The organism is Paenibacillus sp. FSL M8-0212, assembly GCF_038004645.1.
Lineage (GTDB): Bacteria > Bacillota > Bacilli > Paenibacillales > Paenibacillaceae > Paenibacillus.
This window is the reverse complement of sequence record NZ_JBBORP010000001.1, coordinates 3,553,541-3,566,299: the sequence shown is the minus strand read 5'-3', so window position 1 is coordinate 3,566,299 and position 12,759 is coordinate 3,553,541. Positions and strand designations below refer to the sequence as shown.

8 protein-coding genes are annotated in these 12,759 nt (G+C 47.6%); all 8 read right to left on the bottom strand.

The genetic code is table 11. The annotated features are described in order from the left end of the window. Positions 1 to 148: 148 nt before the first annotated feature. A complete protein-coding gene (locus MKX68_RS15695) occupies positions 149 to 1,276 on the bottom strand; it encodes a transglutaminase domain-containing protein (protein WP_062836448.1) in 1,128 nt (375 codons plus the stop codon). A 198-nt stretch (positions 1,277 to 1,474) separates the two neighbouring features. After that, positions 1,475 to 3,868, bottom strand: a complete 2,394-nt coding sequence (locus MKX68_RS15690) for a YcdB/YcdC domain-containing protein (RefSeq protein ID WP_340912793.1) — start codon at positions 3,866 to 3,868, stop codon at positions 1,475 to 1,477. Positions 3,869 to 4,095: 227 nt separating this feature from the next. Further along, a complete protein-coding gene (locus tag MKX68_RS15685) occupies positions 4,096 to 5,022 on the bottom strand; it encodes an alpha/beta hydrolase (protein ID WP_340912790.1) in 927 nt (308 codons plus the stop codon). A 168-nt stretch (positions 5,023 to 5,190) separates the two neighbouring features. After that, positions 5,191 to 5,817: a bifunctional 4-hydroxy-2-oxoglutarate aldolase/2-dehydro-3-deoxy-phosphogluconate aldolase gene (locus MKX68_RS15680; RefSeq protein ID WP_340915398.1), complete on the bottom strand. Its 627-nt coding sequence runs from the start codon at positions 5,815 to 5,817 to the stop codon at positions 5,191 to 5,193. A gap of 250 nt (positions 5,818 to 6,067) precedes the next feature. Continuing rightward, positions 6,068 to 7,138 (bottom strand): glycosyltransferase, encoded by a 1,071-nt coding sequence (locus tag MKX68_RS28705; protein WP_445671120.1) that lies wholly within the window; start codon positions 7,136 to 7,138, stop codon positions 6,068 to 6,070. 1,046 nt (positions 7,139 to 8,184) lie between these two features. Next, on the bottom strand, positions 8,185 to 8,901 hold the full coding sequence (locus MKX68_RS15670) for a glycosyltransferase family 2 protein (protein ID WP_338588561.1): 717 nt from the start codon (positions 8,899 to 8,901) through the stop codon (positions 8,185 to 8,187). 221 nt (positions 8,902 to 9,122) lie between these two features. After that, entirely contained in the window at positions 9,123 to 10,616 is a 1,494-nt protein-coding gene (gene xylB, locus MKX68_RS15665; RefSeq protein WP_338588562.1) for a xylulokinase, read from the bottom strand. A gap of 729 nt (positions 10,617 to 11,345) precedes the next feature. Next, the gene (xylA, locus tag MKX68_RS15660; RefSeq protein ID WP_036606941.1) at positions 11,346 to 12,662 is read right to left on the bottom strand and encodes a xylose isomerase; all 1,317 of its coding nucleotides are present in this window, start codon (positions 12,660 to 12,662) and stop codon (positions 11,346 to 11,348) included. Between the last annotated feature and the right edge of the window lie 97 nt (positions 12,663 to 12,759).

The following is a 12,759-nucleotide window of genomic DNA, read 5'->3' as shown; positions in this document are numbered from 1 at the left end:
CTCGTACGTAGTGTTGGCATACGCCGAAGATTAGAATAGCAAAGCGACATATACAAAAAATAGACAACACTAAAATCCTCGTTTTTGAACACAAAATTAAACGCAAAAAAGGATACCCCTCAAGCGGAGCATCCTGTTCAAACAATTGTTATAGTGTCCAGTTAATTTTGACGCGCAGATCCGTAGTACCTTCCATTTTGGACACATAATAAGATATCGATTTCATGCCAAGCTGGTACAAATCTTGCAAATCTTCAATCAGTCCAGCCTCCGTACCCTTGTACCTGAACGTGAGCGAAGTTCCGCCTTCCTTCAGTGTACTTTGAACCTTGGTCTTCAGCGCAGCATGGCCTTTGACGGCATCCTGTTCATCATACAGGGAATAGTCCAGAGCATGGTACAGCTTCTGATACGCGGCCTTTTTGCTATCTCCGGCCTTCACCAGCTTTAATAAAGCTTCTCGATATGGGGCTGGCGCAGCGGGGTACTTGCTTTTGCCTGTCCAGATATGGTCACGTGCCATCTCATCATCGCTCAGCAAATAATAGCTGTGGCTCACCTTACCTTTGCGGTCAGGGGTAGGATCATCCCAGGTGGTGTCCATGTGGTACCACTTGCCGTCCAGGTTCACGATATTCCAGGCATGAAGCTGCCCACCCGCTGTACCTTCCACAATCCGGTTATCGATACCTACTCGCTCCAGCATCCGATATGCCAACAATGAATATCCCTGACAGACCGTACTGCCTGTTACAAGCCCGTCATAAGCCGTATATTTCTTCAACGAAGTATCGTAGGAAAGGTTAAGTACAATCCAATCATGGATGACCTTGACCTTCTCATGATCCGTCATGCCTGGTTTGATGATTTCTTTCAACACGTTTGTGACTTTACGATTCACATAATCGGTCTGTTCCTTGGTCTCCCGGTAGGAGAGAGTCACGTGTACTTCGGCCGACACATTGGAGCCTTTATAATTAAATGCATAACTTTTAACGGTATATTGGATATAGGGGTCACTCTTCATTGCCTCATCGATGGAGGTTTGTAATTGTTTTTTGAGGCCTTTCACATTGCCTTTGTATGTAAAAACAAGTTCCTCCGTTCGCTGTGACATTGCGGTAAGCAAGGTCTGGCGCAAATCTGTTGCCGTGGATATATCTGATGTCCCTGATGCAGCATACAGCTGATCCAGATCAACCGTACGTGGTAATGCTACAGCAATCAGACAGCCTGCCAGCAGTATGGTGATAATTCGTTTCCCGTTCTTACCCATGAAAGGAACCCACCCTTCTTTGCAAAGTTCTCACGCCCTATTGTATCACAAAAGGCTCTGTCGTCATTGTAGTTTTGTCAAAGCAAATCAAAAGAGACCTTCTATGGAAGGTCCCTTTGATCTTCAGTTCAATGAATCACGATTACCCGTTATCTTCATCCTATGATTCGTTTGGTCACGATATGATTGATTCCTCGTCTAATACAGGCGATTACCACTCATAAACGTATCTGTCTTACCTTGAAGCTTCGCCAGCCGTTCCAATACTTGTGAAGCTTCAGCTACTGTCACTTTGCGTGCAGGCATGAATCGTCCTTCAATCGAAGGAAGTAATCCCAGCTTCAAACTCAGGGAAACAGCCCCTTTACTTGAAATGGCACTGGCATCCGCGATGTTCGGAAGATCCGATGGCAACGTGTAGAATCCGGCCAGCTTCTCATAGCGCAATATACGTACGAGCAACACTGCCAATTCTTCACGTGTCATCTCTTCCTGCGGATTCAAATTCTGTTCAGGGTCCGATCCGGCAAGCCAGCGTTGATCGATTAATGCCCGAACTGCCTTATAATACGGGCTATCAGGCGTCACATCAGCGTATAACTTGTCATCTCCGTCCCCACTGTAGTACAGATCCATATTTGGATTAATCGCTCTTGCCAGATAGTTAAACCAATCTCCTCGGGTGATTACACGATCCGGAAATACGCGCCCCTGCTCATCAGCAAGCAATACGCCATGCTGTGTCATATTGCGAAGAGCTGCTTCGGCCACATGCCCCAAGATATCCGTAGGTTCAGCCTTGGTTGCAGAGCTTGTGTCCCCGTATAAAAGCTTCCACTCTCCTGTGTTCGCATCCAGCACTTCATAATTGCCGTAAATCGAATGATCATCTCGTGTAGGCATATAAGCTAGGTTAACTCCCACCGGAATGATTTCACCGCTGTTCGTACCCCATCCACCGTAACGAGAATACGCCAGAACCAACTTGAACTCCTTCAGATAGATTGCCTTGGCCTCTTCGTAACTGATGGCTGGCTTAAGATCTGCCGGCAGTTGTTCAGACGTAGCCGCAATACGCGTATAGAACTCGTTAATCGTACCGTTGTTCAACACCTGTACTTGTGCCGTATCATCCTTAACCGGAATTCCGTTCAGATAACGTTGGAACATAAAGGTACGCGCATCATCTACCTCAATAACGTTAGATAGCTGGAACTGCTCCGTTGCATCTGGAACTAGCGCAATCACCGTGTTCATCGCCAGTTTCTCAGCCTGCTTCCGGGTCACCATTTTGCCTGCCTTTTCCTCAGCCGGTTTCTCTTGCTCCATCTCCGGTCCCATTCGTTGCATCATCGTATAGCTGTAGATCTGCCCGGTTACTGCATCTACCTGTGCTGAGATATCCCGCATGAACATATAGGACATATTGGCACTTCGATCGCTCCAGCTCAGACTCCATACCTGATTGTTCGGACTTGAGTAATGTCCCTTGCTCAACTGGCTATGTTCAAGCTTATAACCCTTGGGAATATCAAAGATTGTTGCGACACGATTGGCGGCCTGCTGAACATTTAATCTCGTACCATTGGCCGGGACAAAAGGAGTCACATCACCTTTTAACTTCGTATCCTGCTGTAAAGAATCTTCATCTACAGCTTTACCTGTTAATGTATTAATCCGTTCCAACGTATTGGCTTCAATCGGAACGATACTGATATTTTTTGGTGTATATGCAAGGTAATACTGCTGACCCTGCTTGGAAGACAGACGATCTTTGGCGATATAAGCCAGTTCCACATCGAACTGTTCTTCAAACAGCTGTCTGGCCTTCTCTTCTGAAGATGCCGGTTTCGATGAGGGATACTTGGCTTCGGTAGTACCTCGTGAGTAACCTGTCACCAAACCACTTTCGTCCACATTGATGTAGACTGTCTCTGCGTCAGATAACAATCCGTCATGTTTTAACTGGTACCCGTATCGATACTCTGTTCTGCCAAACAATGACTCTTGTTCAATGGAAGAATACAGATCTCCAAGCGGAGCATATTCATTGTCCTTAAGACCTGGAATCGCTTGGTACAATAATGCCACGGCCTTTTCTTCAGCTTCAGCTTTGGTTAGTTTCACATCCGATTCCGAGACATGTTTATCCAGGATATCTGACGGCAAATGTACACTTAACACTTCCCCTGTGCCTGCATGTACAGTTCCACTGAATCCCGACGTATGATTGCCTTGTGTAATCTGGAACCCGATCTCCCACGCCTTGTAGTCTGGCGGTGGATAGGAATTAGGTGAATCGAATCGTGCAGATGAGATTGTTGCTTTTTTTAACAATGGAAATAATTTCAGTATATTTTCACTGGCTTGCCTGGATGAGATTTTCGCTCCCTCAGGCACGTCATTGCTCGTTGCGTCTAGTTGTTCATTTTCCCCCGTTGTCGCTTCGGTCAACTGCTCTGCTTGCGCGGCTGATGCACTGCCTGCAAAACCTGGTGTTTGCGAAGCAAGCAGCAGTGTTGCCATCGCTGCGGTTGTTGCTTTGGTTGCGAACATTTTCAAACGTAGATTAAACTTCCAATTCAAACTCAAATCTGGACCTCTCCCTTCAATTTCATACAAAGAAGCATAACAAATAACCTCGCATGAATATTGCCAGTCTATTCTATGATACCATAAGCTTCCTTTTTAATCGTCGTTTTCGGGGCAATTTTACAAATGTGAATTTCTGCATATTGCTCTTAAAAGCAAAAAAAACGCCAACTAGGTTGGCGTTTTCTCGGTTAGCCTGCACTCTTATGTAGGCTGATTCTCCCCTGTTAACTACTCGCTATAGACGAATCATTCGACTTCGCCTGACCATGGACATGGGTTTTCAAAAATGGAATAACGGTATCCCAGAAAGCGGGATCTTCCTCGGAACAACTGTGTCCTCCGCTGTTAACCCATAGATGTTCCACAGGTGGATCGGCTTTGGACATAAAATATTCAAGCTCACTCGGGGGAATGAAATTATCTCCCTTGGAGTGCACCATAAGCATCGGCAGTTGCATCCCCCTGCGCCGTTCATTCAGCATCATCACCGGATCACGCTGACGATAAGATTTCAGAGATTCACCCAGTCGCCAGAACCAGATTCTCGGAATTAACTGGGCCAGTGGAAACAAGGGCAGACGCCGGCGTCTCAGCTCTGAACTGACGATTACCTCAAATTGCGATGGCATCGAGTCCGTAATCACTGCTGATACAGGAATTCCCTCCGTCACTGCAAGAATCGTACCCAGTCCACCCAAAGAATGTCCAAGCACTCCGATGGCATCGGCATCAATCTCTGGTCGTGCAGTCGTATACTGCAATGCCGCGAGCAGATCATCCCGGAACAGGTAGGCAGATGCAGCACGAACCGGATCACTGGCCCCATGACTACGCACATCATACATAAATAAGGCATATCCAGCTTCCCAGATCGGACGTGCGTAACGAAGAACACGGGAGCGATTGGAGCCCCAGCCATGTGCAATAATAACGAGCGGCCATGGTTTTGGAATATCGGCTCTGGCCGGGATGAACCAGCCATGCACCCGACCTCCCCCACTGTCAAAGGTCACATCCTCAAATGGCATTGGGGGTGTCAGTGTGATTGGAATCTTCTTGGGTGTCTGGCTCTTTACCGCTGCCTTCCATAATCCACCTGCCGTTACTGCGGCCACGGCGAGCATGCCGCCTATCATTGTTTTAGCTTTCACAGGGCATCTCTCCTCTCCGAATTCTGGCATACATCCATCATAAAACATTAGAGTGAACGGCACGTTAAACGACATCGGTTTTTATGATAACAATTGATCCAACAATTAATCTAAAGGCACCTTCATATATATACCCAAATATACATATCCCTCATCTGACACTGGAGCCTATACTTTAGCTGCTTCCACAAACTTCTGTGCACAAGCTGCAATCTGCTCATGATCTCCTGTTACAAGAGCTTCTCGTGGTAAAAGTGCACTTCCCAGTCCTACTGCAGCAGCGCCTGCTGCATAGTAGTCAGCAATATTCTCCAGAGTGGCACCGCCTGTTGCCAACAGCGGGATATGGTTCAGCGGAGCTTTAATTTCCCGCAAATAGGGTATACCCAGGCTCGCCATCGGAAACAGCTTCACAACACGTGCTCCCGCTTCATGGGCAGCAACAATCTCAGTAGGTGTCATGGCTCCAGGCCAGATCTCGACACCATGTTCTACAGCATATTCAATTACAGACAGATCGACATTAGGGGACACCAGAAATTGTGCTCCTGCGGCGACCGCTTCTTTGGCCATCTGCACATTCAGTACTGTACCAGCTCCAATATAGGCCTTACCTTCATGCCGCTCCCGCCAGTCTGCAATAATATCATGTGCTCCAGATGTGTTCAGTGTGACTTCCATCAGTCGGATTCCACCACTTGTCATACCTTGTCCAGCTGTTACTGCCGCTTCACGGCTGATACCGCGCACAATCGCGACCAACCTCGATTCCAATAATACTTCCGTGAGATTCATATCCAGTTCCCCTTGCTTCATCAATTCGGCAGCCGAAGACAGGCAATCATGGTCACCGCTTTTCCGTTATTCATTATTGTAAAGCATATCCTCCCCTGGATGAAATACATTAATCCATTTCTGAAGTGAATGAGTGTTCCACGGACACTATGAAGTATTTTTATCATAACGCAAAAAAACCTCTTCATGGAAAACGGGATTAATTCACCCATTAAACTCCACAAAAGAGGCAGCATTTCAACCGAAAATACTAAGCGTTTTCCAACACGTTATCCTTCTCCAAATCTTTAAAGTATCGATCGTTATATAACATGCTTGGATGTGTTGGATGATAGGCGAGTGCGATATCATTATGTTCCCGGGCCTTGGCACGGTTACCCATCCGGTCATAACACACACATAGTTGCAGATGCGGCATCCAGGTCCAGGCTGCTTCATTCAGCACCACCATAGGATCGTTAGGACGTACAGCACGAGTCGCCTGTTCGTACCAGAACAGGGCCTTGCGATAATCTTCACGGTCGGCAAAATAACCACCCAATCGACAGCAAATCTCGGCTCTTGGCAAATCATAGGCAAATGATCGGAACAACGCGGTGACTTCCTGTTCCGGATGTTCAAGTGCAGCTTCACAATCCGCAATTTTCTGGCAAGCAGCGATCTGATCTTCCACCCAGCCGAGCCCGGTATCCAGAAACTTTTCATAGTACTTCACCGCATCCTCATGCTGTCCATGGTCCTTCAGTTCATTACCGAAATAGTACAAGTCACGCGGCCCTAATTCTTCTCCGGCCTGTTCCCTTTTGCGATAGATCCGCAGATTCCGATCCGTATACTCCTTATCTTTCTTGTGGGTAACCGCTATATCACTATGCAGCAGATTACCCGCTACAGCCAGATATTCATGAACCGCGCCAATCCAGCGAAATTGCCGATCCCGACGTACCAGGCGATTCCGGCGCAGACTATAGGATACTTTGCCATCTGCCGTGAATGACAGATTGTAATCCATCGTGACACTATCCACATCCGGGTCCAGCGAACGTTTCAAGGCGATCAGTTTCGCACGATCTTCCGGTTCGAACACATCGTCAGCATCAAGCCACAGAATATATTCACTCTTCGCCTGATCGAAGGCAAAGTTGCGTGCTGCTGCAAAGTCATCCACCCATTCAAAATCAACGATACGATCCGTATATCTGGAAGCAATCTGACGGGTACGATCCGTTGATCCGGTATCCACGATTACAATCTCATCGGCAATACCATTGACTGAGTCCAGACATCTGGCGAGGGAAGCTTCTTCATTTTTCACAATCATACACAGGGTAATACTGATCGTCTCCTCACCTCGTCTCGCCCTACGATTAAAGGCAGATACCCCCGGCAGTTCGGACAATCGATAGATGTGGTACGCAGGGAAATGAGTATCGACGAACAAACGAAAACCCAGTGCCTGAGCACGGATGCAGAAATGACGATCTTCGCCCCAGAAGGATACATTGGGAATCTGGTCATACGAAACTCCTGCTGCCAGAACATTTTTGCGAATAAGGGTACATGCCCCTAGCCCTCCAACTTCATAACAACCCGGGATCCGCAGCTGATTTAGAAAAGCAGTCGTTTGCGTGCCCTCGTCTTCCGCCTCGGTTCCGTCTACTGTTTTGCCACCGCGGCGATACAGAGCATACTCATCCTGCAGCCATACCTGCGGCATTTCCCTGGCATCCGGCTGCCAGCGGGTCCAAAAGATATTGGATACAATGTCTTTGCCACTCGATATAAGTTGCTCCAGCGTCCGCGGATGTAGCACCAAGTCAGAATCAATCAGGAAAACCGCATCGTAGTGATTGTCGCGTGCATATTGCAATATGCGATTTTTCAAGCCGGCTACACGCCAAATCTGCTCATCCTGCCAATAGTGTCCTCCCTCATCCTTGGTGTATACCCCTTTGTTGTCAGAACTACCACTGCCATGTTCATCTGCTTGAATAACCGTCCCTTCATGCTGAAGCACAAATTCATGCAATATATTCGATGCGGCTTCTTCCACGTTATCGTCAACAAACAGATAATCCGTCTTCACTGTTGTTCGTTCCAGTGCATGCAGAGAATCCAGAAATTCACGGAGCACCGGAGTTGTCTGGCGAACCGGGCTGGCGATCAGTATTCTTTCCTGGCAAAGTTCTTCAAGCTTTTCCGATTGGCGGGTTTCCAGCGATTTATCAGAACGACTGGACGGTCGATGATTAATCTGGCTCTCTTTCTGATTCTCTTTCTCTTGGGAATTCGGCTCTGCTTGAGGTTTGAATTCTTCTTGCGATTTACGTAACGGGTCTTTCTTCAACGTGCTCACTCCCCCTCTCCTTATTCGAACCATGCCAACAGTCGTGGCTCTTGATCCAATATCGATTCATACTGTTCCTTCCAACCGTATCTTGCTTCAGGGTCCAGTGCTTGATAGCGTTCATATTTGCGGATGCGGTCTTCTTCCCGCGCCCAACCATAGTGCTTCACCCGGGGAGCATGACATCCATAGGACCAATGCTGGATCGTTAACGGAAAACGACCACAATGCTGGGGTGTCTCCTTCCATTCATAGTTCATCCCCGGGTGATAACGAATCAGAAATGGCCGATAATAGGCATGCGCCTGCCAGAACTCATCTTCTCGGTAATGCGTTTCACTCCACATATCAAACAATCTGAAATAGATCGCATCTTCATTGCCACTGAGCAGCAGATCCCGTACCACCCCAAAGTCACTGGTTAGAATCTCATCCGCATCCAGATTCAAAATCCACTCCGGATTGGTCGCCACCGTCTCTTCCCATTGTTGTTTTCTCAGGCTTACCTCGTCTGCAAAACGTGAAGCAGCGTTCTCCACTAATACGAGTGGAATACCGTCCAGAAGTTCCCTGCACAGCGCGACCGTTCCATCCGTGCTTCCATCATCAATGATTACTGCGCGATCGATCCAGGAACGATGTCTCTCCAGTGCCTGCCTGAGATAACGATTCTCTTCATTACGAACGATCATCGACAAGGTAATATGTGGTCTTCCATGTTCCTCATGTCCATCCAAAGCTTCACCCCCATGCTCAAGCTTCTACCTATTAAAATGTCCGACACACGATGCCTGGACGGATCACAATCCTCTATTCTCAATCTATGCAGAGCCGGAATGCAGATATGCAGGACAAGGAAACCTTTCATGGGGTTAATCTTAATAAACGACAAAAAAGCACCCGCCTTCGCGGATGCTTTTAAATGTAATCATAAGATTAATGTAGTGAAATAAATGAATTAACGGTATTCAGCCAAACGATCATTGAGACTACGTGTCTGTCCATAAACTTCCTGATACAGTGCGAACAGTCCATCATAGACGGCAACCGTTTCCGGGTTTGGCTCATAGGACTTCGCTGGGCGAATAAACGCTGTTGCGCATTCCTGCAAGGACGAGAACCAGCCACAGCCATAGGCAGCCAGCATTGCTGCACCCATCGCAGGACCCTGTTCGCTCTCTAGCTTCACAATCGTAGCGTTAAAGACATCCGCCTGCATTTGCAACCAGGCTTCGTTCTTGGCACCGCCACCAATGGAGATGACTTCATTGACGGTTTTGCCTGCACCACGCAGAATATCAATGGACTCGCGCAGCGAGAAGGTAATGCCCTCCATCACCGCACGTCCAAAGTGCTCCAGCTTGTGTCCTGCATCCATACCGATGAAGCTGCCACGGATATTCGCATCCGGATGAGGTGTACGCTCCCCAACGATATATGGTGTGAACAACAATCCGTTGCTGCCCGCCGGAACCTGATCAATGCCCTGCAAGAGCACATCAAACGATTTGTCCGCTGCAAACGTATCCTTAAACCAGGACAGGCTGTATCCTGCGGCAAGCGTTACGCCCATAATATAGAAGGCATCTTTCTCTCCATGGTTAAAAAAGTGTACTTTGCCTTCGAAGTCGAGATCTTTACGCTCTTCGTAGGAAAGCACAACCCCGGACGTTCCGATGCTGCACATCGTCTGTCCTTCACTCAGAATGCCTGCGCCAATGGCACCACAAGCATTATCCGCACCACCTGCATATACTTTCGTCGCAGCCGCCAGACCCGTTTGATCCGCAATCTCAGGAAGCAACGTGCCCACTTCCTCAAACGATTCCACAAGACGTGGACAAAGGGAGATTGGCAGCTCGAATGCTTCTGCAATCTCTTTACTCCACTGTTTGCCTGCAACGTCCAGCAGCAAGGTACCCGCTGCATCCGAATAATCCATAGCGTAATCCCCGGTCAGGCGATAACGCACATAGTCTTTTGGCAACAAGAACAAAGATGCTTGCTGTAACAATTCAGGCTCGTTCTCCTGAACCCACAGAATTTTCGGCAAGGTGAATCCTTCCAGTGCACGGTTCCGGGCAATACTTAACAGCTTGCCATCCAGTACTTTTTCGATACGGCGGCACTGAGCCGTTGTGCGTGTATCGTTCCACAGGATTGCGTTACGCAGCGGTTTACCTTCAGCATCCACCAAAACCAGTCCATGCATTTGACCGGAGAAGCTCAATCCCTCGATTTCCGAAGGCTGCACGCCAGACACTTCGAGCAATTTACGCAAGGAAACAATGGTTTGCTCTACCCAATCTTCGGGATTTTGTTCACTGTATCCGGCTTTGGGCTGGTACAACGGGTATGCCTCGGATGCTTCAAATGCCACTTTCCCTTCACGATTGACCAACACGGTTTTAACCGCGCTGGTTCCCAGATCGACACCAATTACGTAACTCATAGGTTAACTCCTCTCGTTTATCACAGGTTATATCCGCGAAAGATCCAAGTACGCATGAAAGTCACTCCGTGATCAGAAAACCCTTGGATCGCCGTTACCCCCGGATTTCCTTTATACCCTTTAGCAAGGGTGAAATCCGGGGATAAATGCGCACGCTCCGCTTCCTCGGGTCCTTTCTGCTCACTCCGTTTTGCATGCATGATCCTGGACACACATGGATATGAAACGACTAAAACGTACTCGTTCTTATAACAGAAAGATTGATCCAATGACCTTGATTCATCATTGATTATAAATGAAACCTTGATGCTCATGTGGTCACTTCGTGATCAGAAAACCCTCAGATCGCCGTTACTCCCGGATTTCCTGCATACCCTTTAGCAAGGGTGAAATCCGGGGATAAGCCTATGCTTCCGAAGCCAGCTTTCTTTCAGAAAGCTCTTAGCGAACGCTCCGCTTCCTTGGGTCCTTTCTGCTCACTTCGTTCTGCATGTACCATCTTAGACAAACATTTATATCAAAAATTTAAAAAACGCGTTATTTGTTTAATCAAAAAACCGCCCCCGTCTTCCCAAGGGAAAGTCGGGGACGGTCCGAATGTCATGCTTGTTCAGGCGTTCCATGGTACAAGCTAATCTTGTGCATAGGCTAGTTTGGACACTAATGTCCAACACATATGAGTTGAGTAACCATCGGTGGTCGACATGCCCCCACCCTGCCTATCCTATATTAGTCAGCCAGGATGTACTGGTTGAGTTGTGCTCTCAGCAATTCCTGACGTCCGGATTGGTTTTTGCGTGGGCTTTCGTTGTTGAGTGCATACTCAGCAAGGGAAGCAAGTGTTGCTTTACCTGCAACCACATCTGCACCGATACCTTCGCTGAAGCTGCTGTAACGTTTTTCGATGAAGTCATCGAACACGCGATCTTCAATCAACTTCGCTGCTACTTTCAGACCTTTTGCATACGTGTCCATACCTGCGATGTGTGCCAGGAACAGATCGTCAGCTTCGAAGGAACCACGACGTACTTTTGCGTCAAAGTTCACACCACCGCGGCCGATACCGCCGTTTTTCAATACTTCATACATTGTCAACGTAGCATCGTACATATCAACCGGGAACTCATCTGTATCCCAACCGATCAACATATCGCCTTGGTTCGCATCGAGGGAACCGAGCATACCGTTTGTACGAGCAACACGGATTTCGTGATCAAATGTGTGACCAGCCAGTGTAGCATGGTTCGCTTCCAGGTTAAGTTTGAAGTGTTTGTCCAAACCGTATTTTTGCAAGAAAGCAATGGAAGTTGCTGCATCATAATCATATTGGTGTTTCGTTGGCTCTTTTGGTTTAGGCTCGATCAGGAATTGTGCGTCAAAGCCAATTTCCTTCGCGTAGTCTACAGCCATGTGGAACATGCGAGCAATGTTGTCTTGCTCCAGTTGCATGTCTGTGTTCAACAATGTGTCGTAACCTTCACGACCGCCCCAGAAGACATAGTTTTCAGCGCCCAGGCGTTTACCAACTTCCAAACCTTTTTTGATCTGTGCTGCAGCGTGAGCATACACGTCTGCGTTGCAAGTGGATGCTGCACCAAACATGAAGCGTGGGTTCGAGAACATGTTCGCCGTGTTCCAGAGCAGTTTTTTGCCACTGGATTTCATATGATCTTCAATCAGATCAACAATGGTATCAATGTTGCTGTAGAACTCACGCAGGTTGTTGCCTTCTGGTGCAATGTCCACATCGTGGAAACAGAAGAACGGCAGATTCATTTTTTCCAAAAATTCAAATGCCGCTTCCACGCGTACTTTCGCGAGGTCCAGACCCGAGTATTTATCCCACGAACGAACAGCTGTCTCCGCACCGAACGGGTCACTGCCGCCTGCAGTTAATGTATGCCAGTAAGCCATGCCGAAACGGAAATGTTCTTCCATCGATTTGCCGGCTACCACTTCTTCCGGATTATAATGTTTAAAAGCAAAAGGATTCTTGGAATCTTTACCTTCAAATGCAATTTTATTAACGGATTCAAAATAGGCCATGTGTAAAATGCCTCCTCAATAGTTTTAAGAAATCGTTTACACCGTTATCCTATCACATCGAATTTACTTTGTCTATTGGTTAAACAAAGTAAAATAA

What these genes read in the sequence shown, in the direction of transcription:
- MKX68_RS28705 (WP_445671120.1), bottom strand. Translation starts at nt 7,138, where the DNA reads ATGATTGTGAAAAATGAAGAAGCTTCCCTCGCCAGATGTCTGGACTCA.
- xylB (WP_338588562.1), bottom strand. Translation starts at nt 10,616, where the DNA reads ATGAGTTACGTAATTGGTGTCGATCTGGGAACCAGCGCGGTTAAAACC.
- MKX68_RS15680 (WP_340915398.1), bottom strand. Translation starts at nt 5,817, where the DNA reads ATGAATCTCACGGAAGTATTATTGGAATCGAGGTTGGTCGCGATTGTG.
- xylA (WP_036606941.1), bottom strand. Translation starts at nt 12,662, where the DNA reads ATGGCCTATTTTGAATCCGTTAATAAAATTGCATTTGAAGGTAAAGAT.
- MKX68_RS15695 (WP_062836448.1), bottom strand. Translation starts at nt 1,276, where the DNA reads ATGGGTAAGAACGGGAAACGAATTATCACCATACTGCTGGCAGGCTGT.